Origin of the sequence: Candidatus Poriferisocius sp. (genome assembly GCF_965204015.1) — a bacterium.
Taxonomy (GTDB): domain Bacteria; phylum Actinomycetota; class Acidimicrobiia; order Acidimicrobiales; family Bin134; genus Poriferisocius.
In genome coordinates this window covers 2,238,438-2,265,290 of sequence record NZ_OZ241965.1, presented here as the reverse complement: position 1 = coordinate 2,265,290, position 26,853 = coordinate 2,238,438, and the positions used below count along the sequence as shown (strand labels likewise).

At 66.2% G+C, this 26,853-nt stretch carries 23 protein-coding genes and 2 tRNA genes; 12 read left to right on the top strand and 13 right to left on the bottom strand.

Going from position 1 to position 26,853, the window contains the following annotated elements; genetic code table 11:
* Positions 1-8 precede the first annotated feature (8 nt).
* Positions 9-101, top strand: a tRNA-Sec gene (locus tag ACOGJC_RS10095).
* 28 nt (positions 102-129) lie between these two features.
* Here the strand turns inward: ACOGJC_RS10095 and ACOGJC_RS10090 are convergent.
* The 4 genes from ACOGJC_RS10090 to glnA (ACOGJC_RS10075) all read right to left on the bottom strand — a co-directional run bounded on the left by ACOGJC_RS10090 (position 130) and on the right by glnA (ACOGJC_RS10075) (position 4,912).
* Positions 130-1,089 carry a sigma-70 family RNA polymerase sigma factor gene (locus tag ACOGJC_RS10090; RefSeq protein ID WP_419844873.1) on the bottom strand — a complete coding sequence of 320 codons (960 nt, stop codon included), beginning with the start codon at positions 1,087-1,089 and terminating at the stop codon, positions 130-132.
* A 135-nt stretch (positions 1,090-1,224) separates the two neighbouring features.
* Positions 1,225-1,782, bottom strand: coding sequence for a hypothetical protein (locus tag ACOGJC_RS10085; RefSeq protein WP_419844872.1), 558 nt, complete (start codon positions 1,780-1,782; stop codon positions 1,225-1,227).
* A 2-nt stretch (positions 1,783-1,784) separates the two neighbouring features.
* Positions 1,785-3,440 (bottom strand): NAD+ synthase, encoded by a 1,656-nt coding sequence (locus ACOGJC_RS10080; protein ID WP_419844871.1) that lies wholly within the window; start codon positions 3,438-3,440, stop codon positions 1,785-1,787.
* 47 nt (positions 3,441-3,487) lie between these two features.
* Positions 3,488-4,912 (bottom strand): type I glutamate--ammonia ligase, encoded by a 1,425-nt coding sequence (gene glnA / locus ACOGJC_RS10075; RefSeq protein WP_419844870.1) that lies wholly within the window; start codon positions 4,910-4,912, stop codon positions 3,488-3,490.
* A gap of 167 nt (positions 4,913-5,079) precedes the next feature.
* Between glnA (ACOGJC_RS10075) and glnA (ACOGJC_RS10070) the strand changes: the two genes are divergently transcribed.
* From glnA (ACOGJC_RS10070) to ACOGJC_RS10060, 3 genes are read left to right on the top strand one after another with little or no spacing between them, the layout of a single operon-like run.
* Positions 5,080-6,414 (top strand): type I glutamate--ammonia ligase, encoded by a 1,335-nt coding sequence (gene glnA, locus ACOGJC_RS10070; protein ID WP_419844869.1) that lies wholly within the window; start codon positions 5,080-5,082, stop codon positions 6,412-6,414.
* A gap of 5 nt (positions 6,415-6,419) precedes the next feature.
* Positions 6,420-7,085, top strand: coding sequence for a response regulator transcription factor (locus ACOGJC_RS10065; RefSeq protein WP_419844868.1), 666 nt, complete (start codon positions 6,420-6,422; stop codon positions 7,083-7,085).
* Between the two features lie 44 nt (positions 7,086-7,129).
* A complete protein-coding gene (locus tag ACOGJC_RS10060) occupies positions 7,130-9,538 on the top strand; it encodes an RCC1 domain-containing protein (protein WP_419844867.1) in 2,409 nt (802 codons plus the stop codon).
* 20 nt (positions 9,539-9,558) lie between these two features.
* Here ACOGJC_RS10060 and ACOGJC_RS10055 read toward each other — a convergent pair whose 3' ends face one another.
* Positions 9,559-9,906 carry a RidA family protein gene (locus ACOGJC_RS10055; RefSeq protein ID WP_419844866.1) on the bottom strand — a complete coding sequence of 116 codons (348 nt, stop codon included), beginning with the start codon at positions 9,904-9,906 and terminating at the stop codon, positions 9,559-9,561.
* Between the two features lie 48 nt (positions 9,907-9,954).
* Between ACOGJC_RS10055 and ACOGJC_RS10050 the strand changes: the two genes are divergently transcribed.
* A complete protein-coding gene (locus ACOGJC_RS10050) occupies positions 9,955-12,660 on the top strand; it encodes a bifunctional [glutamine synthetase] adenylyltransferase/[glutamine synthetase]-adenylyl-L-tyrosine phosphorylase (RefSeq protein WP_419844865.1) in 2,706 nt (901 codons plus the stop codon).
* Here the strand turns inward: ACOGJC_RS10050 and ACOGJC_RS10045 are convergent.
* Entirely contained in the window at positions 12,657-14,240 is a 1,584-nt protein-coding gene (locus ACOGJC_RS10045; RefSeq protein ID WP_419844864.1) for a 2Fe-2S iron-sulfur cluster-binding protein, read from the bottom strand. The two genes, ACOGJC_RS10050 and ACOGJC_RS10045, sit on opposite strands and share 4 nt — an antisense overlap.
* Before the next feature lie 15 nt (positions 14,241-14,255).
* On the bottom strand, positions 14,256-14,582 hold the full coding sequence (locus tag ACOGJC_RS10040) for a HesB/IscA family protein (RefSeq protein WP_419844863.1): 327 nt from the start codon (positions 14,580-14,582) through the stop codon (positions 14,256-14,258).
* 84 nt (positions 14,583-14,666) lie between these two features.
* Between ACOGJC_RS10040 and ACOGJC_RS10035 the strand changes: the two genes are divergently transcribed.
* From ACOGJC_RS10035 to selB, 4 genes are read left to right on the top strand one after another with little or no spacing between them, the layout of a single operon-like run.
* Entirely contained in the window at positions 14,667-15,857 is a 1,191-nt protein-coding gene (locus ACOGJC_RS10035) for an Mrp/NBP35 family ATP-binding protein (protein WP_419844862.1), read from the top strand.
* A gap of 21 nt (positions 15,858-15,878) precedes the next feature.
* Positions 15,879-16,307: an FxsA family protein gene (locus ACOGJC_RS10030; RefSeq protein WP_419844861.1), complete on the top strand. Its 429-nt coding sequence runs from the start codon at positions 15,879-15,881 to the stop codon at positions 16,305-16,307.
* A gap of 46 nt (positions 16,308-16,353) precedes the next feature.
* On the top strand, positions 16,354-17,625 hold the full coding sequence (gene selA, locus ACOGJC_RS10025) for an L-seryl-tRNA(Sec) selenium transferase (protein ID WP_419844860.1): 1,272 nt from the start codon (positions 16,354-16,356) through the stop codon (positions 17,623-17,625).
* The gene (gene selB / locus ACOGJC_RS10020; protein WP_419844859.1) at positions 17,622-19,349 is read left to right on the top strand and encodes a selenocysteine-specific translation elongation factor; all 1,728 of its coding nucleotides are present in this window, start codon (positions 17,622-17,624) and stop codon (positions 19,347-19,349) included. The genes selA and selB overlap by 4 nt, the downstream gene beginning before the upstream one ends.
* Positions 19,350-19,399: 50 nt before the next feature.
* Here the strand turns inward: selB and ACOGJC_RS10015 are convergent, their stop codons facing one another.
* From ACOGJC_RS10015 to ACOGJC_RS10005, 3 genes are all read right to left on the bottom strand, one after another.
* A complete protein-coding gene (locus ACOGJC_RS10015) occupies positions 19,400-19,663 on the bottom strand; it encodes a WhiB family transcriptional regulator (protein WP_419844858.1) in 264 nt (87 codons plus the stop codon).
* A gap of 78 nt (positions 19,664-19,741) precedes the next feature.
* The gene (locus ACOGJC_RS10010) at positions 19,742-21,157 is read right to left on the bottom strand and encodes an NfeD family protein (protein WP_419844857.1); all 1,416 of its coding nucleotides are present in this window, start codon (positions 21,155-21,157) and stop codon (positions 19,742-19,744) included.
* 22 nt (positions 21,158-21,179) lie between these two features.
* On the bottom strand, positions 21,180-21,536 hold the full coding sequence (locus ACOGJC_RS10005; RefSeq protein ID WP_419844856.1) for an anti-sigma factor antagonist: 357 nt from the start codon (positions 21,534-21,536) through the stop codon (positions 21,180-21,182).
* Positions 21,537-21,648: 112 nt separating this feature from the next.
* On the opposite strand from ACOGJC_RS10005, the gene ACOGJC_RS10000 reads away from it, so the two are divergent.
* The 3 genes from ACOGJC_RS10000 (at position 21,649) to ACOGJC_RS09990 (ending at position 23,587) form a co-directional block, all read left to right on the top strand.
* Positions 21,649-22,014 carry a response regulator transcription factor gene (locus tag ACOGJC_RS10000; RefSeq protein ID WP_419844855.1) on the top strand — a complete coding sequence of 122 codons (366 nt, stop codon included), beginning with the start codon at positions 21,649-21,651 and terminating at the stop codon, positions 22,012-22,014.
* A 166-nt stretch (positions 22,015-22,180) separates the two neighbouring features.
* Positions 22,181-22,254, top strand: a tRNA-Pro gene (locus ACOGJC_RS09995).
* 46 nt (positions 22,255-22,300) lie between these two features.
* On the top strand, positions 22,301-23,587 hold the full coding sequence (locus ACOGJC_RS09990; RefSeq protein WP_419844854.1) for an amidohydrolase family protein: 1,287 nt from the start codon (positions 22,301-22,303) through the stop codon (positions 23,585-23,587).
* On the opposite strand, the gene ACOGJC_RS09985 is transcribed toward ACOGJC_RS09990, so the two are convergent.
* From ACOGJC_RS09985 to ACOGJC_RS09975, 3 genes are read right to left on the bottom strand one after another with little or no spacing between them, the layout of a single operon-like run.
* Entirely contained in the window at positions 23,550-24,467 is a 918-nt protein-coding gene (locus ACOGJC_RS09985; RefSeq protein ID WP_419844853.1) for an SDR family NAD(P)-dependent oxidoreductase, read from the bottom strand. The genes ACOGJC_RS09990 and ACOGJC_RS09985 overlap by 38 nt on opposite strands.
* Positions 24,467-25,705 (bottom strand): CaiB/BaiF CoA transferase family protein, encoded by a 1,239-nt coding sequence (locus tag ACOGJC_RS09980; RefSeq protein WP_419844852.1) that lies wholly within the window; start codon positions 25,703-25,705, stop codon positions 24,467-24,469. The genes ACOGJC_RS09985 and ACOGJC_RS09980 overlap by 1 nt, the downstream gene beginning before the upstream one ends.
* The gene (locus ACOGJC_RS09975) at positions 25,702-26,823 is read right to left on the bottom strand and encodes an amidohydrolase family protein (protein WP_419848222.1); all 1,122 of its coding nucleotides are present in this window, start codon (positions 26,821-26,823) and stop codon (positions 25,702-25,704) included. The genes ACOGJC_RS09980 and ACOGJC_RS09975 overlap by 4 nt, the downstream gene beginning before the upstream one ends.
* Positions 26,824-26,853: the final 30 nt, after the last annotated feature.

The following is a 26,853-nucleotide window of genomic DNA, read 5'->3' as shown; positions in this document are numbered from 1 at the left end:
TCTTCCTGGGAGGTGTCTGAGTACCTGGTGGGCTCCCCCGCCTTCAAAGCGGGTGGGACGGGCGATCCCCGTCCGGCGGGTTCGATTCCCGTCCACCTCCGCTAAGCGCGTATACGGCTGACGGGGCTTTTAGACTGCTAGGAGGTCGCGGGCGCCGGTGTCGCTGCTGGGGTGGCGGAGTTTGGACATGGCTCGGGCTTCGATTTGGCGGATGCGCTCACGGGTGAGGTTGAAGTGCTCGCCGACTTCTTCGAGGGTGCGGGGCTCGCCGCGGTCGAGGCCGAAGCGGAGCTTGAGGATCTCGCGCTCACGCTCGTCGAGGGGGCCGAGCAGGCGAGTGATCTCCTCAGGCAAGAGCGCAGTGGCGGCCACCTCGAAGGGGGACTCGGCGGAGCGGTCTTCCACCACGTCGCCCAGCTCGGCGTCGCCGTCCTCCCGCAAGGGCTCGCTGAGCGACAGCGGCTCGGCAGCGAAGCGCAGGGCCTCGGTGACCTTGTCCTCGGAGAGATCCACCTCCACAGCCAGTTCGGCCAGGGTGGCCGGGCGACCCAGCTTCTTCTCCAGGTTGGCCCGGGCCTTCTGGAGGCGGGCCAAGGTGTCGCCGGCGTGGACCGGCAGGCGAATGGTGCGACCGGTGTTGGCGATGCCTCGGGTGATGGCCTGGCGGATCCACCAGGTGGCGTAGGTGGAGAACTTGAAGCCTTTGCGCCAGTCGAACTTCTCCACTGCGTGCATCAGCCCGAGGTTGCCCTCTTGGATCAGGTCCAAAAGGGGAAGGCCGGAAGCCTGGTACTTCTTGGCGATGGACACCACCAGACGGAGGTTGGACTGCACGAATCGGCGCTCGGCCGCCTCGCCTACCTTGACTTGGCGGCGCAAGATGCGGCGCCGGGCGGGCGACAGGCGGTCGGAGCTCCCGGGCTCGCACTGCTTGTCACCGTCTAGGAGAGCCTGTGCTTCGTTGCCCTCCTCGATTTTCTGGGCCAGCTCAACCTCGTCGTCTTTGGTGAGCAGGGGGTATTGGCCGATGTCGGTCAGATAGAGGCGGACGAGATCTTCGTCGTCTCGCTCTACACGCTCTTTCGGCACAGTCACACCTTTCCGATAGTTCTGGCCCGATAGTCCTGGGCCCAGCAATTTGTGGGCTACCAGCGTCGCTTTCGAACCGGTCGACACTGACCAGGCAGAGACACGGACAACTGTTAGCCAATAACGATACCCGCTTCATCGCGGATGCGTCACCAGCGGAGGCCATCTTTTTTCGCGATAGTCGTCGGCAAAGCCGATGATGAGCTCTTCGATGCCTCCGTCAGAGGGGAAATTCGGGGGATTCCACACGTCCTTCGCATCGTCTTGCTCCTCGGCAAGATCGGCGGCCACCATGCGGGCGGTGCGGATCACCACTCCGTCGCTTACCGGCGACAATTCGTGGCCCAAATGCTCGATAACAAGAGCCAACTGGGGTACAGCTACTTCGTAGAGGGCGGCAACCGCGTCGGCGGGCGCCGCATCTTCGATATAGCCCAGCAAGTGCTCCCATGCTTCGGTGGGACACTCAACTCGTTTGGCCCCGGCCAGCGCCGGCGAGTCGGGCAGTGCGGTCCGCCACCACTGGGCATGCTGTCCATGGCGACGGCTGGAGCGGGCCAGAAGTGTGCGGGTGCGGGCGTCCAAAGGTTCGCCCTCGGCTGAGTCGGACGCCAGGCGGCCTTCGATCTGGAATAGCCGCTCAGAGATCCAGACCAAACCGCCGCAGGCGTCGGCCAACCGCTCGATTTCCATCCTCAGCCCCCACCCCGATATCGGTTGGTGATGGGCAGGCGGCGGTCGCGGCCGAAGGCCTTGGCGGTGATGCGCACGCCGGGGGGATTCTGGCGGCGCTTGTACTCGGCCCGGTCCACCAAGCTGGTGATGCGGTTCACCAGTTCGGGGTCATAGCCCAGGGAACCCAAGTCGGCGGGGGTGAGGTCGCCCTCCACATAGGCCTCGAGCAGCGGATCGAGCACGTCGTAGGGGGGCAGGCTCTGGTCGTCTCGCTGGTCGGGGCGCAGCTCAGCCGACGGAGGCTTAACCAGCACATTCTCGGGTATCAGGTCGCGACCGGCCCGCTGGTTGCGGTAGCGGGCAAAGGCGTACACCTGGAGCTTCCACAGGTCTTTGATCACGGCGTAGGCCCCCGCGGTGTCGCCGTACAGCGTGGAATAGCCCACCGCACTCTCGCTCTTGTTTCCGGTGGTCAAGATGAGCCAGCCGAATTTGTTGGACAGGGCCATGAGCAGCGTCCCCCGTATACGGGACTGCACGTTTTCCTCGGCCAGGTCGGGGTCTAGGCCGTCGAACGACGGGGCCAGCATGTCCAAGAAGGCCTGATGGCCGGGTTCCACCGGGATGATCCGGTGGTCGATGCCCAGGTTCCGGCACAGGGCTTCGGCATCGGCCACCGAGTGATCGCTGGAATAGCGGGAGGGCATCAGCACGCCGTGGACATGGTCGGCACCGAGGGCGTCGGTGGCGATGACCGCCACCAGTGAGGAGTCGATTCCCCCCGATACACCGACGCCGACATCGGTGAAGCCGTTCTTGTGAACGTAGTCCCGGGTGGCCAGCACCAGGGCTTCGTACTGCTCGTCGAGCTCGCCCAATCCGGGATCCATTTGATTGATCTCCTGGGGGATTGCCGGTGGGGACGACAGCTCGGGCCGGTCGGCCACCTCTACCTCGGCGATCAGCAGGTGCTCGCGAAAGAGGGGTGCTTGGGCAACGACGCGGCCGTCGGGGTCGAGCACCAGCGAGGCGCCGTCGAAGACCAGCTCGTCTTGGCCTCCCACCAAGTTGGCGTAGACGATGGCGCCCCCGGTTTCTGCGACCCGCTGGCGGAGGACGCTTAGGCGCTGATCCAGCTTGCCGACGTGGTAGGGCGAGGCATTCAGGTTGAACAAAACCTCGGCTCCTGCCGCGGCCATCTGGCTCATCGGCCCGCCTGACACCCAGGCGTCCTCGCAGATGGAGACGCCCACGGCGACGCCGGCCACGTCGTGCAGCACAGGTTTGCCCGCGCCAGGCTGGAAGTAGCGGCGTTCGTCGAACACCCCGTAGTTGGGCAATTCCCGCTTGTGATAGACCCCCGCAAGCTGGCCGTTGGCGGCAACACCGGCCGCGTTCTGGCAGCCGTCAGCACTGTCCACAAATCCCACCACGGCGGTACACGAGCCCGACCGGGCGGCGATCTCTTCCATCGCGCGGCGGCTGTCGTGCACAAACCGACGTTTGAGCACCAAGTCCTCCGGGGGATACCCGGTGACGGCCAGCTCGGGGAAGACCGCAGCGTGGCATCCAGCCTCCTCCGCGGCAGCCAGCGCGGCGAGAATTCGCTTGGTGTTGGCGTCGATGTCGCCAACCACTGAGTTGATCTGGCACAGGGCCACTCGCAGCTTGGCCACGAGAACAGGCTAGTGGTGAGTTGTTGAGGGGCCGCAGCCCTAAGGAATCAGACGGAGTAGTACATCTCGTACTCGAGGGGATGGGGCCGCAGGTTGACCGCATCCACCTCTTCCTGCTTGACCTCCAGGTACGACTCGATCAGCGAGGTGTTGAACACGTCGCCAGCCAGGAGGAAGTCGTGGTCGGCCTCCAGGGCGGCCAGAGCCTCGGCCAGGGAGCCGGGCACGGTCTCGATGCCCGCGGCCTCCTCGGGGGGCAGGTCGTAGATGTTCTTGTCCAGCGGGTCGCCTGGATCCATCTGGTTCTGGATGCCGTCGATGCCGGCCATCAACATGGCGGCGAACGCCAGGTAGGGGTTGGCGCTGGGGTCGGGGCACCGGAACTCCAGGCGCTTGGCCTTGGGGTTGTCGGAGATCAGCGGAATGCGGATGGCCGCCGACCGGTTCCGCTGGGAGTAGGCCAAGTTCACCGGGGCCTCGTAGCCGGGCACCAGGCGCTTGTAGGAGTTGGTGGTGGGGGCGGCAAAAGCCAGGATCGCCGGGGCGTGGGCCAAAAGGCCGCCGATGTACCAGCGGGCGAGGTCGGACAGACCGGCATACCCCCGCTCGTCGTACATCAGGGTGTCGCCGTCCATCCACAGCGACTGGTGGGTGTGCATACCCGAGCCGTTGTCGCCGTAGATGGGCTTGGGCATGAACGTGACGGTGCGACCGTGCTCGCGGGCCACGTTCTTCACCACGTACTTGTAGAGCTGCACCTTGTCGGCCATGGCCAGCATCTCGTCGAACACCATGTCGATCTCGGCCTGGCCCGCAGTGCCCACCTCGTGGTGCTGCACCTCGATGGGGATTCCCACCGATTCGAGGGCCACCACCATCTCCGAGCGGAGATCCTGGAAGGTGTCCATGGGCGCCAGCGGGAAATACCCCCCCTTGTAGGGGATGCGGTGGCCGGGGCTGGGCGCGCCGTTCACCGAGGGGCGACCGCTTTCGAAGATGCCCTCAACCGAGCGGATCTGATAGCCGGACACATCAGGCTGATTCTGGAAGGCCACGCTGTCGAAGATGAAGAACTCGGCCTCTGGCCCGAAGTAAGCAGCATCGGCGATGCCGGTGCTGGCCAGGTACGACAGCGAGCGGCGCACCACGCCACGGGGGTCCTTGCCGTACATCTCGCCGGTAACGGGGTCCTTCACGTCGCACAGCAGCGCCAGAGTCTTGCGCTTGGTGAACGGATCGAAGATCGCCGTATCGGGATCGGGGATCAGGAGCATGTCGGAAGCATCGATGGTCTGGAATCCGCTCACTGACGAACCGTCGAATCCGAGGCCTTCCTCGAACACCGCTTCGGTCAGCTCGCGAATGGGAAGCGAGAAGTGGTGCTGCACACCGGGGACATCGGTGAATCGCATATCCACGAACTCCGCACCTTCGGACGCGGCCAGGGCAATGACTTCTTGGGGAGTTGACACAGTGGGTTCCTCCTTATTTCGCGCCCTTACTTTCCCACAAGCGACAAGGGCACTTCGCATCGTGCCAAAGCCGAGTTTCCAAAGATTTTCCCGATTGTGAAAGGTTTGTGAACGCCAGTTGCGGGCTGGCGCTGACAACCGGTGGCGGGGCACTCTAGTGGTCTCCTATGGAACCGCAGAAGGACTACGTACTTCGCACCGTTGAGGAGCGGGGGGTGCGGCTCATCCGGCTCTGGTTCACCGACGTGCTGGGTCAGCTCAAGTCGGTGGCCATTTCCCCGGCAGAGCTGGCCGATGCTTTCGACGAGGGGCTGCAATTCGACGGCTCGGCCATCGACGGCTTCTCCCGGGTGCAGGAGAGCGACGTTTTGGCCGTGCCCGACGCGGCCACGTTCGAGCTGCTGCCGTGGGCCGACCCCGAAGAGCCTTCCGGGCGCATCTTCTGCGACATCCGCAATCCCGACGGTACGCCCTTCGAGGGCGATCCCCGCTGGGTGATGCGCCGCAGTCTGGCCAAGGCGGCCGAGATGGGCTACACGTTCTACACCGCCCCCGAGGTGGAGTTCTTCTACTTCCGCCATGGCGACCCCGAACAGCCGTTGGCGCCGCTGGACAACGCCTCCTACTTCGACCTGACCACCGCCGATGTGGCCAGCCCGCTGCGCAAGCGCACCATCACCATGTTGGAGGCCATGGGCATCCCGGTGGAGTACTCCTTTCACGAGGACAGCCCCAGCCAGCACGAGATTGACCTGCGCTACACCGAGGCGCTGAGCATGGCCGACAACGTGATGACGCTGAGGCTGGTGGTGCGAAAGCTGGCTCTCGATCGCGACCTGCACGCCACGTTCATGCCCAAGCCGCTGAACGGCGTGCAGGGATCGGGCATGCACACCCACATGTCGCTGTTCGAGAACGACGTGAACGCCTTTCACGACGCGGGAGACGAGTACGGGCTGTCGAAAACGGCCAAGGCCTTCATCGCCGGGCTTTTACGCCACGCCCGGGAGATCACCGCGATCACCAACCAGCTCGTGAACAGCTACAAGCGGTTGGTGGCTGGCGACGAGGCCCCTACTTTCGTGTCGTGGGCCCGCAACAACCGCTCCGCGCTGGTGCGGGTGCCGGTGGTGAAGCCGGGCAAGGAGTCGTCTACCCGAGTCGAATACCGGGCGCTCGATTCGGCGGCCAACCCCTACTTGGCGTTCTCCGCGGTGCTGGCCGCCGGGCTGAAGGGTGTGCAGGAGGGCTATGAGCTGCCCGACGAGGCGGCCGCCGACCTCTACACCATGTCGAGGGGCCAAGCCCGGGCCAAGGGCTTCGAGGAGCTGCCCATGTCGCTGTCGGAGGCGCTGGACGTGCTGGAGGAGTCGCCCTTGATGACCGAGGTGCTGGGCGAGCACATCCACGAATGGTTCCTGCGCAACAAACGGGCCGAGTTTGCCGAATACCGCCGGGAGGTCACGCCCTTCGAGCTCCGCCGGTACCTGAACACCTGGTAGTCGCCGTGAGCGAACCGCTGCTCGTCTATCCCGACCCGCCGCCGCCCGAGCTGGTGCGCACGCTTGATTTGGGGGGCTACAACTGGAAGGCGGTGGGCAATGCCCAAGAGCCGGAGGGCCGGTGGCTGGGAGCGGTGGTGGCCGTGAACGAGAACCCCGAGGATGCCTTCGGATTCTGTCGGGCTCTGAGTCGGCGGGGCCTCGACATACCCGTGCTGCTGCTGGTCTCTGGCACTCACCTAGACGAGCTGGAAATGCGCGACGACCTCTACGCCGATTTCTGCCTCACCCCGTTCCACCAACGAGAGCTGGAGGCCCGCCTAGCCCATCTGGTGTGGCGGTCGGGCACCACCCTGCGCCCCGAGCTCATCGAGTACGGCCCGCTGGTGCTGAACGTGGAGACGTATCAAGCCACCATTGCTGGCCGCCCCTTAGACCTCACCTATATGGAGTACGAGCTGTTGAAGTTCCTGGCCGGCTCGCCGGGAAAGGTGTTCACCCGGGAAACCCTGCTCAGCCGGGTGTGGGGCTACGACTACTTCGGCGGCGCCCGCACCGTGGACGTCCACGTGCGCCGCCTGCGGGCCAAGCTGGGCGAAGAGCACGCCGGCCTCATCACCACCGTGAGATCCGTCGGCTACCGCTTCGGCCTCTCCCGCTGGGAGCGCTGACCACGGAGGCGGCACCCGCGAGGTGAAGGGTAAGCTTGAAATCTGTGTCTGTTTTGTGTGGCTCCCGTGGCGGCCGATGGCTTCGGGTGGCGTTGGCTCTGTGCTTGCTGGTATCGGGGCTTGGAGTGGCGGCGGCGGGGGCGCAGCAGGTCGAGGAGGCTTCCGTCGAGGCCCGCATTGCGGCCCGCTGGCAGGCCGACGGGCGGGTGGAGTTCGCTCTCCAGCAGCGCCAGTTCGACGACACCTGGGGCGAGCACCCTTCAGCAGGGATGAATGCCGACGGAGAAGGCGATGCTCAGCAGCGCCAGTCCGATGTCACCTGGAGCGAGCACATCTTCGTGCAGCGGCGGTTGCTCCGGCCCGAGACCGTTGAATCCGGCACCGGCACATGGAAGTACAGCACGCAGTTCGACTTAGAAGGCGGCGTCAAGGTTCGCATCACGGCCCGCTGGCGCTCCGACGGCCGCGTCGAGTTCGCCCTCCAGCAACGCCATCCCGACGACACCTGGGGCCAGCACATCTTCGTGCAGCGGCGGTTGCTTCGGCCCGAGACCGTCGAATCCGGCACCGGCACATGGAGATACAGCACCCCGTATAACTTGAGCGCTCTCCGTGTCCAGGATTTTGCTCATCCCGCCGAGGTCGATTCGTTCACGATCCCCGAGGGACCCCGCGGCGACGACACGCTGATCACGGTAGGCCTGGGCCGCACGTGCGCGGTCCGGGTTGACGGCGGGGCGACGTGCTGGGGGCTGAATGGACTGCTGGATCAGGTCGTGCTCGCGGGGATTCAAGACGTTGTGGCGATCACCACGTCTAACCACTGGGGAGACAACTTGCACGCCTGCATACTGCACGAGGATCGGACCATCTCCTGTTGGGGCAGCGGCACCCACGGGAAGCTCGGGCAAGGCGACCATAGCGGCCACTACCTGCCGGTAAAGGTCCCGCGCATCAACGACGCGGTGGCAGTGAGCGCGGGAGGTGAGTTCACCTGTGCTCTTCATAGCGACGGCGGCGTCTCATGCTGGGGGCGCAACGACTGGGGGCAGATGGTCGACGGCACCAAGCAAGACAGGCTCTCGCCCCGGCGAATCCCCGGCCTATCCGACGTGGTGAGAATTGCCTCCGGTATGGACACAGCTTGTGCGGTTCACCGCGACGGCGACATCTCCTGCTGGGGGCGACCGCACGATATCTCAGACTCCGGCCCCGAGAGGTTCAACCCACCTACCGCGTTCGCTTCGGTGTCGGTAGGGCTGATGGTTGCGTCTCGCTCCTGCGCAACGTCTGTCGGCGGAGACGTCTACTGTTGGACCTCCAGGCAGAATCCCGAAGCCGCGACCCGCGTTGAGGGCTTGACCGACGTGGTGGAAGTGTCAACCGGCAACAACAGCACGTGCGCACTGCACCGCGACGGAGGCGTCTCCTGTTGGGGGACCAACAAGGCTGGTGAAGTTGGTGACGGCAGCACGGCTCCACGTCATCGGCCGAAACGGGTTGCCGGCGTCTCTGACGCTGTGGCTGTGAACGTCAGCGTTGGATCGCTTTGGGACGATTCACATTGGAGCATCGCTCCCCATGCCTGTGCTTTGCGCGCTGATGGGTCGGCGCTGTGTTGGGGAGACAACAGGGTCGGGCAACTGGGTGACGGCACCAACCAGAACCGGCTGACACCAACCCCGGTGAAGCCGATCGCCGCGATTTCGGCCGATGAGGTGCCGCTCACCCCAACCGAGCGGCTGCGGACGTGGGCAGAGAGGGTTGTCCGGGAGCACGAAGCCGACTACCCGTGGATACGGGTCGCCTGGGACCACATCCGCGATCAGACATTGGCCACGCAGTCTGGGGACGGCGGTTACGTGGTAAGTCCCTGCGAGGTGTCGGACGACGCGTTCGGTTGCCGGGCCGAGGAAATGAACCTCGAACGATTTACACTCGGCACGCTCGTTCATGAGCTCCTTCACGTCTACGACCTGCAAACCGGTCTGGCCCCGCCCAAGTCGTGGGGTGCGGTGCAGCTTTACTTCGCTACTACCTATCCCGGCTGCTACGACTACGGTGGCATCAGCGGAGCAGAGATTCTGGCCGACACGGTTACTCACCTCATCGCTCCTAGAACCGTGTTGACCTACTATCAGAGCTACGGGTGTCCCGCGCTTCCTCCGCGGAGCGAGCCAAGCGGTGAGGCCGAGGAAGTCGCCCTCCAGGGCATGACCGGCCAAGTGCCGGACTGGTACACCGAGAACATCACCAACGGCGCCGAGTTGTGGGCGGCTTGGGTCCGCGGTCCGTCGCTGCTGGCGCTGGCCAATCTGGCCGACGAGTTCGGTGGGCTGTGCAGCACGGATTGGATTACCTATCCCCTAGACCCAGAGCGCTTTCCTCCAGCCGACAGCAACCCGTTCAGAGACGGCGGCTGCGACGAGGACGACGCGTCCGACGGCGCATAAGCCGCCATCCCCGCCGCCAATCAGTCCACGTGGGCCCAGAGTTCGATTTCTACTAGGGCGCCGAGGGGGAGGGCGGCGACGCCGACGGCGGAGCGGGCGGGGCGGTTGTCGCCGAAGCACTCGATGTAGGCGTTGTTCATGGCGCCGAAGTCGTCCATGTGGAGCAAGAAAACGGTGGCTTTGACCACGTCGTCCAATGTGGCGCGCTCGGTGGCCAGCACCGACTCGGCGTTGGCCACTGCTTGGCGGAACTGGGCGATGAGCCCGCCGGGCACCAACGCTCCGTCGGCGATGCCGATCTGGCCGGAGCAGATGAGGAAGTCACCGGCGCGAACGATGGGGGAATACGGACCGACTGGAGTGCTCATGTCTGGGAAGGATACGGATCTTGGGAACTGCTCGTAGCATGGGACTCCATGGAAGCTGAAGACCACGGTCACCAAAACCAGGACATTGACTTCCTGATCGCCTCCTCACCGTGGCCTGAGGACGCCCGATCGCTCATCGACGACCTCGGCATCACCGACGAGCGCCGGGCCCGGGCGGCGGCCATGCTGGCGGGGGCCTCTCGCAGCATGAGCAAGGCGGTGCGCCGCGACCCCAGCCTGCTGGGAGTGCTCGACCCGCCCGCCGACTTCGCCACCGAGAAGATTTCGCTGGTGGCCCCCGACGACGCCGACGGGCTCGACGGGCTGCGGCGGTGGAAGCGGCGCCAGCTTCTGCGGATCGCATTGCGCGACCTGCTGGGCGAGGCCGATCTGGCCACGGTGGGCCGGGAGTTGTCGCTGCTCGCCGATGCTTGTTTCGCCCGCGCCCTGGAGATCGCCGATGAGGGCCCACCCCTGGCCATCATCGGCATGGGCAAGCTGGGAGGCAGCGAGCTGAACTACGCCAGCGACGTGGACATCGTGTTCGTCCACGATGGCGGCACCGAGGCGGCGGTGAAGCGAGCCCGCAAGGTGGTGCAGGCCCTCACCACGTTCACCGCCGAGGGCGCGGTCTATCGAGTGGACACCGACCTCCGCCCCGACGGGCAAACCGGCTCGCTCAGCCTGCCCCCCGATGCCTACGAGCACTACTTCGAGCACCGGGCCCACGCCTGGGAGCGTCAGGCCTACATCAAAACCCGCCTGTGCGCGGGCGACCTCGAGGTGGGCAATGCCTTCTTCGACGCCATCCGGCCTGGGGTGTGGGAAGAGAACCTGGGGGCCAAGACGGTGCCGTCGCTTCAGGCCATGAAGAAGCGGGTGGAAGAGTCGGCCAAGCTGAAGGGCGACCGGGAGCTCAAGAAGGGACCCGGCGGTCTGCGAGACATCGAGTTCACCGTGCAGCTCTTGCAGTTGGTACACGGGAGAGCAGATCCCACCATCCGCTCGCCCAACACCCTCACCGCCCTTCGGCAGTTGAGTTGGGGGGAGTACATCGACCAAGCCGACGCCGTCCACTTCACGACCGCCTACATCCACCTGCGCACGGTGGAACACCGGTTGCAGCTCCGCGACGAGCGCCAGACCCACGAGCTGCCCACCGCTGATGCCGACCGGGAGTGGGCGGCCCGGGCATCCGGTTTCGAGAGCCTGGAGGCGTTCCAGGAATCCCACAGCCGCCATCAGACTTCGGTTCGGGAGATCCACCAGCGGATCTTCTACCGCCAAACCCTCGACCGGATGCACGAGACCGGCCTGGTCAGCGAGCTATTGCCCGACCACCTCGGGCAGCTCGGCTTCGCCGATCCCGACCGAGCGGCCACCACCATCGAGCGTCTCACCGAGAACCTGGGCCGGCGAGCCAACGTGATGCAGCAGGTGCTGGTCATCATGGTGGAGGCCCTGGCCACCACCCCCGACCCCGATTTGGGACTCGTCCGCTTGGCGTGGCTGCTGGACGGCTCCTACCGGATCGGCACCATCCTCCCGGTGCTGCGAGACTCCCCAATCGCCATCAGCGACATCGCCCGGCTGCTGGGTTCCAGCCGGGTGGCCGCAGGATGGATGCGCAACCATCCGGAGTTCGCCCGCTCGCTGATGAGCCCCGAAGAGCTGGCCATTGCTCGAACGGTCGAAGAGTTGATGGCCGAGGCCACCGAGGCGATGGAATCAGCCGCTGGCGACCACGACCTCCAGATGGCTGAGCTGCGGCGATTCGTGCGGCGCGAGCAGCTTCGGGTGGCAGCCCGCGACATCTTGGGTCTGGCCTCGATCATCGAGATTCCCCAGGAGCTGACCATCATCGCCGACGCCGCGGTGGCGGCCGCCGTCGACTCGCTAGCCCCCGAGGTGCCCTTTGCCGTGATCGGAATGGGGCGCTATGGGGGCCTTGACCTCTCTTATGCCTCTGATTTGGATGTGATGTTCGTGTACGAGGGCGAAGGCTCCGACGACGCCCGAGCAGCCAACCGCACTGCCCGGGGCCTGCTCAAGGAGATCGGGGCCCAGACCGCCGAGGGCCGAGCCTGGGAAATCGACGCCCGCCTGCGCCCTGAGGGCGAAAACGGGCAGCTTGCCCGATCGCTTGAGGGATACCAGCGATACTACGAGGAGCGTGGCCAGCTATGGGAGCGCCAGTCGTTGCTCAAACGCCGCTTCGTGGCCGGAGACACCGATCTGGGAAACCGATTCCTCCAGTTGGCCGACAAGTGGTGCTACCAGCCCGAGTTCAGCGAGGCCGAAGCTGACGAGGTCCGCACCATGAAGCGCCGCATCGAAGCCGAGCGCCTGGGCACCGGCAGCAAGGCCCGCGACGTGAAGCTCGGCGCCGGTGGGCTCAGCGACATCGAGTTCATCGTGCAGCTCATGCAGCTTCAACACGGGTTCGGCCGAAACTCCATCAGGGACAACCGCACCCTGCCGGCGCTGGCCGGATTATCGGAGCACAGCCTGCTCGACATCGGAGACCGGGCCACTCTCGATGTGGGATATCGCTTCTGCCAGCGATTCCGCAACGCCCGCTATCACCTCTCGGGACTCTCGTCAGACGTGTTCCCCGACGACGACCACGAGGAGCTGCTGCTGGCCAAGCGACTCGGCTATCCCAGCAACCGGGACTTAGAAGCCGACTACCAGGAAATCACCGAGGCCGTTCGAGAAGTAACCGACCGACTGCTCTACGGCGAAGCCGATTAGAAATCGAGGGGGCCGGTGGGCCAGTCGGGGGGATGGCCGGCGGCTCGCCAGGTGGCGGCGGCCACCGCGGCGAACACCGCGTCGGAGCAATTGACCGGCGGGCCGTCCAACGGCTCGATCTCCACGTCCACCAGGGGCATCCGAGACGCGGGCACTACGCCGAAAGAGCGGATGGTGAGGTCGTGGACTTGGCCGTCGGGGCCGACGGTCAGCGCCTCGGAGGTCACCCAGCTATAGGCCATGTGGGCCGCGCCGATGCAGTAGGAGCGCAGCACGACCTCATCCAGGGGATCGCCGCCGTTCGCCAGCACCCGCAGGTCAGCTTGGCGCCACTCGGCTCGGGCCGAGCCCCCGCCCGGCGAGGCGATTGGCTGAGAGCCATCGCCCAGCGCGCTCAGGGCCACGGCGGCCTCCACCCACCCCGCGCCCCGCATGGCAATGGAGGTGGGAGGCCCAGCAATGTCCACCTCTTCGATTGCCAGGGCGGGGGCAACTGAGGCGATGGCATCGGCCACCCCCGGGGTCCGAGCCACCCGAACCACCCCGTGGCCATCGGCGTCGATCCCGATGGCCACCGGCGGGCGCTTGGGACCGTGGCGAACGGTGTCCTCCCGAGACCACAGCACTCGTACCGCCCGTCCGTGCTCATCGGCCAACCGCCGGGCGATTTCCGGCAGCGGCGATGCCTCCTTGGCCCCGAACGCGCCCCCGTTGGCCAGTGGGCTGGCTGGCTGGCCACCAGGAGCGCACCACGAAGCGTCGATCTCCAGATAGGCCGGCTCCACCCACGAGGTGCGAAGCCGCACCGCCCAGTCGCCCTCGGGGAAGTCCAGCGGCATGGGTAGCTCGGTGGGGGTGCGTCGGCCCTGAACCTTTCCCGCGGCGGCTCGGGCTTCGGCCACTGTCTCTCCCAGCACCCAGCCGCCCCGGCCGTCGGACAGCGCCACCAGTGCCCCCTCGGGCACGGTGTCGTCGGCAAAACCGCCCGCTCCCAGGGCCACATCAGGCCCGACTGCCTGGGCAGCACCCCCCTCGATCTCGGCTCGCCGCGCCGCCGCGGCCCAATCCCGATCAGGGGACGCCGCACCAAAGTGCTCCCACGCCTCCAAGATGGTCTGCCACCCCGTACAGCGGCACAGATGGGCAGCCAGCGCGGTGGCCGCCGCCGATCTGTGACGGTCGTCGCCTGTCCGGGAGCGGTCATCCCCCGAACGGGAGCGATCCTCGCCGGAGCGGGCATCGAGGCCGGCGAGGCGCATGATGATGCCGGGAGTACAAAAACCGCACTGGCTGGCCCCCGCGGCGCAAAACGCCTCCCCCCAACTCGTGCGGGTGTCGGCAGGCAGTCCAGCCAGCGTGGTGATCTCCCGGCCGGCCACTCGGCGGGCCGGAGTCACACACGACACTCGAGGCTTTCCGTCCACCCACACGGTGCAGCAGCCGCATTGACCTTGCGGGCTGCACCCGTCTTTCACCGAAGAGATGCCGAGGCGGTCGCGCAACACCTCCATGAGCGAGGCACCGTCGTCGGGCACCTCAATTGGGCGGCCGTCTACGGTGAATTCCAATGCGGCCGCCATGCGCGGCGAAAGGGGTTAGCTGAAGCTCTGGCCGCAGCCGCAGGTGCGCTCGGCGTTGGGGTTGGTGATGGAGAACCCCGCATCGGTCAGGCCGTCTTTGTAGTCGAGCACTGCGCCCTCTAGCAGAGCCGCGCTCGACGAGTCGACCACTACTTTGACGTCGCCAAACAGAACCTCTTGGTCCTCGGTGCCGAAGTCGGCGTCGAAATACATCTCGTAGCTGAAACCGGAGCAGCCGCCGGGACGCACCGCTACCCGCAGGGCCAGTTCTTCGTCGTCGGCCTGCTCCTGCTGCACCAAGGCTCCGACTTTGCTGGTGGCTGCATCAGTGAGTGTGATCACGAAGCTCTCCCTGTACGGACTTGCGAACCGCATTCATTGTACCCGCAGTATTGACCGAGATACACACCCGATAGCATGACCACCGTGAGCGATGGCACAGCCGCGGCCCTACCGACGGTTGACGATGTGATGGGCGTGCTGCGCGGAGTGATCGATCCCGAGCTGGGCAGCGACATCGTTGAGCTGGGCATGGCCCGAGATGCGGTGGTCAATCCCGACGGCCTCGTTGAGGTGACGGTGGCGCTCACCACCGCGGGGTGCCCGCTGCGGGCCCAGATCCAGCGGGATGTCCGCACCCGGGTGGGCGGGATGCCCGGAGTGGAGAAGGTCAAGATCCACTGGAGCGAGCTGACCCAGGAGGAAAAGGCCGCCACCATGGCCAAGGCCCGCTTCAACGTGGCCCAAAACGCCCCCGACACCGCGGTGCCCCCCACCACCAAGGTGGTGATGGTGGCCTCGGGCAAGGGCGGGGTGGGCAAATCCACCGTTACGGTGAACCTGGCCGTCGAGCTGGCCCGGCGGGGCATGCGGGTCGGCGTCATGGATGCCGATATCTGGGGCTACTCGGTGCCTCGGATGCTGGGAATCGATGGTCGACTGGCCGGAGCGGAGAACGAGAAGAAGATCGTCCCCAACGAGAAGCAGGTGGGCGACGGCACGCTCGAAGTGGTGTCGATGGGCTTTTTGGTCGACCGGGAGGAGACCGCGCTGATGTGGCGGGGGCTCATGCTGAATCGGGCCGTCCAGCATTTTCTCGAAGACGTGCGCTGGGGCCCGGTGGACTACCTGCTGATCGACATGCCCCCGGGCACCGGCGACGTGCAGATGGGCATCGCCAAGATGCTCCCCCAGGCCGAGATGGTGGTGGTGACCACGCCGGCCCGCAGCGCCCAGAAGGTGGCCACCCGAGTGGCCTCGATGGGGCGCTCCAACTACCTCCGGATCGCCGGAGTGATCGAGAACATGAGCGCGTTCGTGACCCCCACCGGAGAGTCGTACGACATCTACGGCCGGGGCGGCGGACAGGAACTAGCCGACGAACTGGGCGTGCCCCTGCTCGGCCAGGTACCCATTGACGTTGCCGTGGCCCCGGGCGGTGACGAGGGGGCGCCGGTGGTGCTGGAAGAAACCCCTGGTCCGGCGGGTGCTGCGCTCCGGGCCATCGCCGCCCGGCTGTTGGAAGAGGTTCCCCCGGTGGACATGGCCTCTTGTACTGCTCGGATTTTCGAGGCCGCTGAAGAGGCCCTGGCCAAACTCGACATCGTCTCGTCGTAGGACTCAGCAAAGGAGCTCACCGTGGTTGTCTGGTTGGTGCTCCTGTTCATCGCGGTGCCGCTAGTGGAGCTGTACGTGATCGTGGAGACCGCCCGCAGCATCGGAACGCTGGAGACCATTGGCCTGTTGATCGTGGTCAGCGTGGTCGGAGCGTGGATGGTCAAGGCCCAGGGGCTGGCCGTGCTCTGGCGGGTCCGCAGCAAGCTGGCCGAGGGCGTGATGCCCGGCCGGGAGTTGGTGGACGGTGCGCTGGTGCTATTCGCCGGAGCGCTCATGCTCACCCCCGGATTCGTGACCGACGCGGTGGGCCTGTTGCTATTGTTCCCGCCCACCCGCATGGCGATCCGCCCGTTCATCATCCGCCGTTTCCGCCATCGCGTGACCTATATCGGCCCCCAAGGCCCCCAACCGGGCAGCATCCACGACACTGATCTGGCCGACGGCGATTGATCGGCCGCAGATGACGGCCCACCGCTAGCGCCATACGCTGAGAGCCGTGAGACCCCCTTCGGTGGACACCCTGGCCCGGTCGTTGGCCGACACCGGGCTGCCCCATCCGATTTTGGTGGACGCTGCCCGGGCGGCCATCGCCGAAGGCGACCCCGAAGACGTTGAGGCGCAGGCCCGCCGCCACGCCCACGCCGCGGCCCGAGCGATGCTCCAACCGGTGGTGAACGCCACCGGGGTTCTGCTCCACACCAACTTGGGCCGGGCCCCGCTGGCCGTCGCCGCCGACGCGGCCTTCTCCAACCTGGAATTAGACCTGTCATCGGGCCGCCGAGGATCACGCCACGCCCATGCCGCGGCCCTGTTGGCCCGGCTGTGCGACGCCGAAGACGCCATCGTGGTGAACAACGGGGCGTCGGCGGTCCTGCTGGTGCTGGCCGCGTTGGCCACCGGGCGGGGGGCGGCGGTATCGAGGGGCGAGTTGGTGGAGATCGGCGGCGGGTTCCGGGTGCCCGAGGTGATGGAGCAGTCGGGGGCGAAGCTGGTGGAGGTGGGCACCACCAACCGCACTCGTCTGGCCGATTTCGCATCGGCGGTGGAGAACCCGGCCAACGACACCGCCCTGGCCCTGAAGGTGCATCAGTCGAACTACCGCATTGTGGGGTTCACCGAGCACGTGACCGTGGCCGAGATGGCCTCCCTCGACGTCCCGGTGGTGGCCGACATCGGATCAGGGCTGATCGACGCCGCGTGCCCGTGGCTCGGTGACGGCCCCCCGGGGTGGCTGGCCGGCGAACCCGCCGCCCGACAGACCTTGGCCGACGGGGCCGCGCTGGTGACGTTCTCGGGCGACAAGCTGTTTGGCGGCCCCCAAGCGGGGATCATCGCCGGTCGGGCCGACCTGGTGAGCCAGTGCGCCCGCCACCCCCTGGCACGGGCGCTTCGACCGGGAAGCCTGGTGCTGAGCGCTCTGCAACAGGTGGCGCTGGCCTACCTGCGGCGAGACGGGCAGGCCATCGACTTCTGGCGGATGGCGTCGCTGGCCACCGCCAACCTGGAGAGCCGGGCCCACGCGGTGGTGGCCGAGTCGGGGGTGGGGGAGGTGGCCCAGATGGCGTCGGTGCCCGGCGGTGGCACGCTCCCCGGGACCGAGATCGACTCGTGCGGCGTGGTGCTCGACGGCGATCACACCACCGCCCTGCGGGCCGGAACCCCGCCGATAGTCGCCCGAGTGAGCGACGGCCGCACCTGGCTCGACCTGCGGACAGTGGCCCCAAACGATGACCAGCCGGTGATCACTGCCCTGAAAGCCCTTGGGTGAGCATCACCATTTCCACCGCCGGCCATGTGGATCACGGAAAGTCCACGCTGGTGGAGGCCCTCACCGGAGTGGACCCCGACCGATTCGCCGAAGAGAAGGCCCGAGGCCTGACCATCGACCTGGGTTTCGGCTCCGCCCAGTTGCCCTCGGGACGTTCGGTGTCGATCATCGACGTGCCCGGTCATGAGCGGTTCATCCGCAACATGCTGGCCGGGGTGGGCGCGGTGGACGCCTGCCTGTTCGTGGTGGCGGCCAACGAGGGATGGATGCCGCAGTCGGAAGAGCACCTCCGCATCCTGGAACTGCTGGGGGTGTCGCACGGGTTGATCGCCCTGACCAAGGTGGGGCTGTGCGACGCCGACATCGCCGAGCTGGCTCGCTTGGAGGTCGAGGAGCGGGTCGAGCAGACGTTCTTGGCCGATGCACCGGTGGTGGAGACCGACGTGGTGGACGGGCTGGGTCTCGATGACCTGCGAGCCGGGCTGGACGACCTGGTGGATCGGACCCCCGCGGCCGCCGACCAGCGCCGTCCGAGGCTGTGGGTTGATCGGGCCTTCGCCGCCAGGGGAGCGGGCACCGTGGTGACCGGCACACTGGGCGGCGGCCAAATCCGGGTGGACGACGAGTTGGAGTTGCGACCCAAGGGCACCGCGGTTCGAATCCGGGCCTTGCAGAGCCACCACGCCCAGCGCACCAAGATCGGACCGGGCAACCGGGTGGCGATCAACCTGTCGGGCGTCGGCCACCAAGAAGTGGCCCGCGGCGATGTGCTGGTTCGGGCCGCGCAATGGCATCTGACCAATCGGTTCGACGCCTCTTTGACGGTGTTGAGCACCCTCGACCACGACGTGTCCCGCCGAGGGGCCCATGTCGTTTACGTGGGGGCGTGCGAGCTGCCAGTCCGTATGCGGATTCTCGGGCTCGAGGCCCTGTCTCCCGGCGAAACCGGCCTGGTGCGGCTTCATCTCCCCCGCCGACTGCCGCTCTTGCCCGGTGACCGCTTCGTGGTACGAGAGAGCGGCCGGGCCGAGACCATCGGCGGCGGCACCGTGCTCGATGTCGACCCGGTGCTGCCTGCTTCCAAGGCCGAGCCCGACTTGTCGGCCGACCGGGTGATCGCTGAGCGGGGCTGGGTGGAGGCTGATCGTCTGGCCCTGCTCACCGGGCAGCAGCGAGACCCCGATGTCGGCCGGTGGGTGGTGAGCCCGACGGTGTTGGAGGATACTCAGGTTCGGCTTCGCAGCGCGGTGGAAGACGCCGGCCCCCTCGGGCTGGACATCGCCGGATTGGACGAAAGAGACCGGGCGGTGCTCGGTCTTATGGAAGACGTGGCCACCGAGGGCGGCCGAGTTCGCCTCGTCGGCCAGTCGGACCCCTTTGAGAACCACCCCTACACCGCGGCATTGGAGGGCGCCCCGTTCACCCCGCCCGATCCCGAATCAGCGGGCGTGGACCGAGGCGAGGTGCGAGAGCTGGTCAAGCGGGGCTTGATCGTGGAGCAGGACGGCGTGTTCTTCGCGGCCTCAACTCTGGAAACAGCTCAATCGGTGCTGGCCGAGATGCTCGCCGAGCAGCCCGACGGGGTCACCGTGGCCGAAGTACGCGAGCGCTTGGAAACCACTCGCAAGTACGCACTGCCGCTGCTGGCGTGGCTGGACGGGCATGGCGCGACCCGCCGAAGAGGTGATGTGCGAATCGCCGGGCCCCGCTTGCCCAGCATTTGATGTCCCGGTGGCTAGTTGCGCCGCCGGTTCAAGATCTCTCGACGCTCCAGCTAGTTGCGCCGCCGGTTGAGGATCTCTCGGCGCTCCAGCTCGTTGAGGCCGCCCCAGATGCCGTGCTGCTCGCGAATCTTCAGGGCGTAGTCGCGGCACTCTTCGATGACGCTGCATTCTTCGCAAATCGCCTTGGCCCGGCTCTCCCGCTCCAGCTTCTCCTCTTTGCGCTCAAATGACGGCGGGGGGAAGAAGACCGAGGCCTGTGGTCCTCGGCATGCGGCCTTTATTTGCCAGGCTTTCTCACTGGTGACAGCGCTCACTTGTTACCCCCTTGGGGCGGACCTTATAGGCGAAGATGTCCGAACACAAGATGAGAATTGAGCAATTTCGGCCTGTTTTCAGCCCCCATCCGGGGTTTCGGCCTGCTTATCCCCCTTACGACGACGTTCGCGGTAGTCGCGAGCCGCGCCCTCCATGGGCTCCACTTCCAGCCACAAACCGTCGATTTCCACCACCTTGACCTGCTCGCCGGCGGTCACCGGCGTCGCCCGGTTGACCCGGGCCCGCCACAGCGCATCTCGAATCCTCACGACGCCGTCGGGGGAGACATCGTCGACCACCTCGCCGGTCTCGCCGATCATCCAATCCCGGCCGATGGTCGGCGTGGAGAAGCGGGTGCGGACCATCGACGGCATCCCCGAGAACATGGCCACCCCCATAGCCCCGGTCATCACCACCATGGGAATCCACGACATGGACACCCCGTCGTAGAGCCACCAGGTGCCCGCGGCGAACATGACCATCCCGGCCCCGGTCCAAAAGCGGGGAACCGATGTTTGGATGTCGATGCCGAACGCCACCATCGAAGCGACCAACAGCACCAGCGCCCAGGTGTTGTGGGGCAGCACCGAGAGCCCATAGCCCGACAAGATGAACAGCACCGCCCCCACCACGCCGGCCACCCCGATGCCCGCGGTGAAGAACTCGAACAGCATCAGGCCCATGCCGATGGTCAACAGCAGGTAGGCCACCGGCGGGCTGGCCACGGTGTGGAAGAGCTGGTGGGCCAGCGACAGGCCCCGGAACTGGACTTGGGTTAGCGGCTCCAATCGAGGTTGGTCGTCCACCGCCACCAAATTGGACACAAAGCCGAGATGATCCAAGTCGACCAAGAAGTCGCCGATCAGCGGGGCGACGCACTGCTCTTCATCGGGAGGAACCCGAACGGCCTCAGGATCAAAGGGAATGCCGGCCTCGGCGAAGCGGTCGCGGAAATCGTCGAGGGTGAGCGGGTCGCAGGCGATCACCCCCTGGGAGATGAGCTCTCGCCACCCGAGCGTCTGGTGACGGATCAGCTCCTGGTTGTCCCAGGCCACCGGATGGTCAGCCAGCATCGCAAGCGCAGGGCCGAGATCGCCCACCCGGGTACCGGGCGCGATGCCCACCTCGTCGGCAGTGGCGAAGAGCTGGGCCACCTTGCCTTCCAGAGAAGCCCCATTGGGGCCGACCCAAATGGCGATAGGCACCGGTGAGGCGGCAATGGCGTCGGCCAACTCGGCTAAGCGGCCGTCAGAAACCACGGAGCGGTTGCTGTCCACCCGAAATACCAGCAACCGGGCCCCCGCCTCGGCCGCGTCGGCCACTGAGTTTTCGACGAGCTCGGCCATGACCGGATCGAGCAACCCGGTGACCTCCACCACCGCGGCCACTCCCGCATCCGAGGTATGGGAATCGGCGGCGGCCGATCCCACCCCGGCCAAGGCGAGGGCAGCCAGAACACCGCCTCCGACGAGGCAGGCAGCCGCCAGCTTCAATCGAGGGGTTCGCACCGTGGGGTTAGAGCGCCTCTGGGGAGTCGGGGGTCAACAGCGAGGCCAGTGCTTCTTCAGGGGTTTCAGCCACCGGGACGATCCGGTCGAAGCCGGTGGTGTGCAGCAGCCTGGCCAGCGCACCCTCTCCGCAGGCCACCACGACCTCGCCGTCGGAATCGCGGATTCGCCGGATGCCGCCGATCAGCGCGCCCAAACCGGCCGAGTCCATGAACGGAACCGACCCCAAGTCGATGAGCAGCCGGGGGGCGAGGGCCAAGTCGCCGATCCGCTCGCGGAACTGGGCCACGGTATAGGCGTCGATCTCGCCGCTGGGGCGGAGCACGGTATGGGTGTCTAGTTCTTCGACTTCGATCTCAAGCAATGCGCCTCCCCTGTGACCGACCATGATGCTAACGCGAGACAGCTCCAATGCCATCGGCCAACCGCATTTCCCCAGCACGAGATGGCGATATCGATTTGGATACCATCGAAGCGTGACCCATGTGCTCTTGGCCACCGACAGCGACTCTGTATACAACGCCGTTGACGCCGCGTTGGGGAGCGACACTTCCGAGGTAAGCAGGGTTCGGACTGGGGTGGAGGTGCTGGACGCGGTGCGGGAGCAGAAGCCTGATGTGGTGATCTGTGATCTTCAGATTGGGAACATGGGGGGGATGGCTACTTGTCTCGACTTGCGGTTGGAGGCGGAGATGGGGCGGGCGCCGGAGACGCGGGTTTTGATGCTTTTGGATCGGGAGGCTGATGTTTATTTGGCGAGGCAGGCTCGGTCTGATGGGTGGATTGTTAAGCCTTTGGATGCGGTGGGGTTGCAGCGGGCTGTTTTGGCCGTTTTGAGCTAGGTGGCGCGCGGCGCTTCTGGGTTTACCATCCTCCGGCAGGCTGGCGGGTCCTGTCTCGGCCCAGCCCGCCGTCCTCGACAAGCTCCGGGCGGCGGGCGCCCTGAGCCGAGCCACCCCCCAGCCTGCCTAGGTTTTTTCCTCCTCCCTCTTGGTATTGTGAGTTGGACGGGCAGTGGCGCAGCTTGGTAGCGCGCTTCGTTCGGGACGAAGAGGTCGTGGGTTCAAATCCCGCCTGCCCGACCCAGGTTTTGGCTTCTTTGGCTAGTGTTCGCTCAAGGGGGAAAACATGACTGAGCACTATCTGGTGATTTCTTCGGACTGCCATGCGGGGCTGCCGAATGTGGAGTATCGGGACTATTTGGAATCGAAGTACCACGGTGCCTTCGATGATTTCTTGGTGAAGCGGGAGGCGATTCGCAACCAGGGCAACATCATGGGCAACGCCGAGTTCGAGGAGGAGTGGTTCGGCGAGAACGAGGAGGGGCTGCGAGGTGGCTGGAATGCGGCCCGGCGGGATACCGAGCTGGACGGGGACGGCGTCGCGGGCGAGGTGATTTTTCCCGATGCCGACGCAGTGACCGGGGGGGCTTCGGCCCCGTTCGGGGCGGGGCTGGGCATGTCGTTTGCCGAGGATCCCGAGTTATTGATGGCCGGGGCTCGGGCCCACAACCGGTGGCTGGCCGAGCTGTGCAATGACAGCCCGGAGCGTCGCGCCGGGGTGGCGGTGGTGCCGATCATCGATGATGTGGATGCGGCGGTGGCCGAGATTGCCCGAGCTCGGGAATCGGGATTGCGGGGCGGCATTCTCATCGCTTCGATGTGGAATGAGGGCCCCGGTTACCACGAGCGGCGCTACGACCCGGTGTGGGCGGCCTGTCAGGATTTGGAGATGCCGGTTCACACCCACTCGGGGGCCGCTCCCCGGGCCGAATACGGCACCGGTCCTGGGTTCATCGGCATGTATGTGGCTGAGGTGCGGTGGTGGACCACCCGCCCGCTGTGGTTCTTGCTGTACTCGGGCGTATTCGAGCGGTATCCGGGGCTGCGCTATGCGGTCACCGAATGCGGCTGCTTCTGGGCGGCCGACATGCTGTGGACCATGGACGCCACCTACTCCCGGGAGCACGGCGGGGCCCAGAAGCTGGCCGCGGATGCCTACGGCCACCTGAGTCTGAGTCCCAGCGACTACTTCGACCGCAACTGCGCCATCGGGGCGTCGAACACCCGGCGTCGGGAGCTGGCCCGGCGATTCGAGATCGGCGTGGGCAACATCATGTGGGGCAACGACTTCCCCCACCCCGAGGGCACGTGGCCGCACACCCGCAAGTCGCTGGCCCAGGCCTTCTGGGACATCCCCGCCGACGACACCGCCGCCATCTTGGGGCTGAACGCCGCCGAGTTCTACGGCTTCGACACCGAGGCCCTGGCCCCGCTGGTGAACATCATCGGCCCGACGCCCGAAGAACTCGGCCAGACCGACCCAGCAGGCAACGCCGCCAAGTGGGAAGCGCTCGCTGCGGCAGGGCGACCGTGGGTTACCGGCGTTGAGGCGGTTCCTCTGTCGATGGACTGAAGTGGGGCATCACCGTGTTTTGCATGTGGTCGTTGGTTGATGTGGGGACGGTGAACTCTGTGAGGTCCATGATCTGATCCCAGTGGTCTCGGTAGGACTCGGGGGTGGGGGTTGGGTCGGTGTGGCCTGGGCTGGCTATCCAGGCGAGGCGGGCCATGCGGGGACCGTCTACGGTGAACGACTCGCCGGTGGCGGGGCAGTCTTGGTGGGCTAGCCAGATCACGGCGGGGGCGACGTTTTCGGGATGTATGTGGGCTTCGATGATGGGGCCGAACTCCTCGCCGGAGCGGTCGGGGCTCTGGTCGGTGACGGCCCAGGGGAGTACGCAGTTGACCTGTACGCCGTGGTAGCGGCCCTCTCGGGCCAGCGTTCGGGTGAGGCCCATGATCCCGGCCTTGCAGGCGGCGTAGGCCGATTGGCCCCGCAGGCCCCACACCGCACCGGAGGCCACGTTCACCACCCGGCCGTAGCCCTGCTCGATCATGGTGGGCCACAGCGGCCACAAAACGTGGCATGGTCCGAGCAGATGAATGGCGATCATCTCATCGAACAACTCAGGCGTCAGGTCGACGAATTCGGCAGGCCGATTCACCCCGGCGTTGTTGATCACGATATGCACCGCGCCGAAGGCGTCTTGGGCCTGCTCAGCCAGTGCGATGCCCCCCTCAGGGGTGGTAACGCTGTGGTGGTCGGCGATGGCGATGCCGCCTGCGTTGATGATCTCCTCGGCCACTCTGTCGACGGTGGCCTCGTTGATGTCGTTCACCACCACCTGGGCGCCCCGCTCGGCCAGCAGTAGGGCGTAGGCCCGGCCCAGGCCCTGGCCCGCCCCGGTGACTATGGCAGTGCGCTGCTCAAAGCGAAGCGGGGGCGAGGCCATCAACCGATGACGCCGTCGGCTCGCAGTTCAGCGAGGGCCTCGTCGCTCAATCCGAGCTCGGCGGCCAGAACCTCGTTGGTGTGCTCGCCCAGCCACGGCGGGCGGGTGTCGGGGCCCTCGCTGACCGCCGACATCTTCACTGGGTTGCCGGGGGTGAGCACCGGGGTTTCGGCATCGTGGCGGGGGATCTCCACCATCATGTGGCGGGTAGCCACGTGGGGATCGTCGATCACGTCGGGGGCCTCGAACACCGGGGCCGCGGCCAGTCCGGCCGCGGCCAAGTCGTTGGCCGCCTCGACGGTGGTTCGGTCACCGGCCCAGGCGCGGACCGCAGCCCGAATCTCATCCAGATTCTCCCGCCATCCGTCGCGGGTGGAGAACCGCTCGTCTTCGAGCCATTCGGGGCGGCCGATGAGATGGCAGAGGCGCTCGAACTGGTGTTCCCGGCCGACCTGCATCACCAACTCGCCGGAGTTGATGGGGAAGCCGTCGTTGATGATGGCGGTGGGAATGCGGGGGTCGGCCCCCAGCGACCAGTAGTTGGGCACCATGTCGCCGAAGGCCACCATGGCGTCGAACATAGCGATGTCCACGTGCTGGCCGTGGCCGTGGCGCTCCCGTTGGCGCAGAGCCATGAGCACCCCTATCACGGCGTAGAGACCTGAGCCGGTGTCGCCTAGCGCCCCCACCGGGGACACCTTCACGTTCTCTCCCTCGGCTCGATTGATGGAGTAGAGACCGCCCATGGCCTCGGCGATGGGGGCATAGGCCGGCCAATGGCCGTAGGGAGAGTCGTTCAGGTTTCCGAACCCCGAAACCGATAGGTAGATGAGACCAGGATGCAGTTGGGCCAGATCGTCATAGCCCAAGCCGCTCCTGTCCAGGGTTCCGGGCTTGAGGTTCTCGGCCAGCACATCGAAGTTGGTGATCATCTGGCGGATGAGGTCGATGGCTTTGGAGTTCTTCAGATCCATCCCCACCGAGCGCTTGTTGAGGTTGTTCCGCAGGTAGGTGTTGCCCACAGGCCGGCCGTCGGGATCGACAATGCTGGGTGTCGAGCCCCGGCCGAGGTCGCCTCGCACCGGGTGCTCGATCTTGACCACCTCTGCGCCCATGCGGGCCAAGAGCTGGGTGGCATAGGGCAGCGACTGCATCTGCTCGATGGCCAGCACCCGGATGCCGTCGAGCGGCTTGCCGTTGGCCGCGTGCTCGGGGGCGGTGATGTCGCCGACTCTCATGGGCTCACTTTCTGTCCGTAGATGCGCAGGGCGTTGCCGGCCAGAATGGAGTGCCGTTCGTCGTCGGGCACTCCCTCGAAGTGGCTGTTTATGGTCTGGAGAGATTCCGGCCAGTCCGACCCGCCGTGGGGAAAGTCGCTCGACCACATCATCTGGGTGACGCCGATGTGGTGGCGATTGACAATGCCGTAATGGTCGGTGATGAACGTGGAGGCGATGTTGGTGTCGAAATATTCGCCGGGCGACCGATGTATGGGTGCCCGAGTGGCGGGGTTGGCCCGGCGGAACCGGTCATCCATCTGCTCTCTGAGGTAGGGGAACCACGAGCTGTCGGTTTCCACCGCCAAAAACTGGAGGTCGCCGAAGCGGTCGAACACGCCGCCCTCAATGAGCTGGGTGATTCGAACCGGCATGTCGAAGAAGCGCATGGAGCCGGTGAGCTTCATCTTGGCCACATCGCCTTGGGCATGGGTGGCGAAGCCCACATGGATGGAAAGGGGCAGACCGGCTTCGGCCGCGGCGGCGAACACCGGGTCGTCATCAGCCGACAGCACCTCATCGCCGCTGGGCCACCGGCCGAGCATCACTCCCCTGATTCCGGGCATGGCGGCCACTCGATGCAACTCGTCCACCGCGGTATCCGCTCCGACGTTGGGCAGAATCGCTACCCCCCACAAACGACTGGGGTCGTGGGCGCAGAACTCGGCCAGCCAGTCGTTGTAGGCCTGTATACAGGCAATATGAAAGTCGGCGTCGTCGCGGTGCCATACCAGTTGATTGCCGATTCGAGGGGTGGGATACAGGATCTCGAGGTCCACTCCGTCTTGGTCTTGTTCGGCGATCCGGGCCGCCGGTACATAGCCGCTGGCTCGCACGTCCTCCCAGCGGACCCAGCCCGAGCGCTGGTCGGCGGGAAGGCCCGCCGAGCAGTTGCCGCCGAAGTTGATGGGGTCATGCGCCCCTTCGATTACCCAGGCATCGCCCTGTTCGAAGCTCTCCATGCGGGGCGCCCGGTCTCTGAAGCGGGCAGGCACTCGATCAACCCACAAATCAGGCGGCTCATTCACATGAGAGTCCGCCGACACCAGCTCATACCGCACGCTCTGCTTCTCCTGCATCCTCAACGGAACTCCCTCGGGCACGACTTT

Excerpts from the sequence above, each read along its gene's own strand:
- ACOGJC_RS10085 (WP_419844872.1), bottom strand. The coding sequence starts at position 1,782 with ATGGAAATCGAGCGGTTGGCCGACGCCTGCGGCGGTTTGGTCTGGATC.
- glnA (WP_419844869.1), top strand. The coding sequence starts at position 5,080 with ATGGAACCGCAGAAGGACTACGTACTTCGCACCGTTGAGGAGCGGGGG.
- ACOGJC_RS10055 (WP_419844866.1), bottom strand. The coding sequence starts at position 9,906 with ATGAGCACTCCAGTCGGTCCGTATTCCCCCATCGTTCGCGCCGGTGAC.
- ACOGJC_RS10050 (WP_419844865.1), top strand. The coding sequence starts at position 9,955 with ATGGAAGCTGAAGACCACGGTCACCAAAACCAGGACATTGACTTCCTG.
- ACOGJC_RS10045 (WP_419844864.1), bottom strand. The coding sequence starts at position 14,240 with ATGGCGGCCGCATTGGAATTCACCGTAGACGGCCGCCCAATTGAGGTG.
- ACOGJC_RS09990 (WP_419844854.1), top strand. The coding sequence starts at position 22,301 with ATGACTGAGCACTATCTGGTGATTTCTTCGGACTGCCATGCGGGGCTG.
- ACOGJC_RS09985 (WP_419844853.1), bottom strand. The coding sequence starts at position 24,467 with ATGGCCTCGCCCCCGCTTCGCTTTGAGCAGCGCACTGCCATAGTCACC.
- ACOGJC_RS09980 (WP_419844852.1), bottom strand. The coding sequence starts at position 25,705 with ATGAGAGTCGGCGACATCACCGCCCCCGAGCACGCGGCCAACGGCAAG.
- ACOGJC_RS09975 (WP_419848222.1), bottom strand. The coding sequence starts at position 26,823 with ATGCAGGAGAAGCAGAGCGTGCGGTATGAGCTGGTGTCGGCGGACTCT.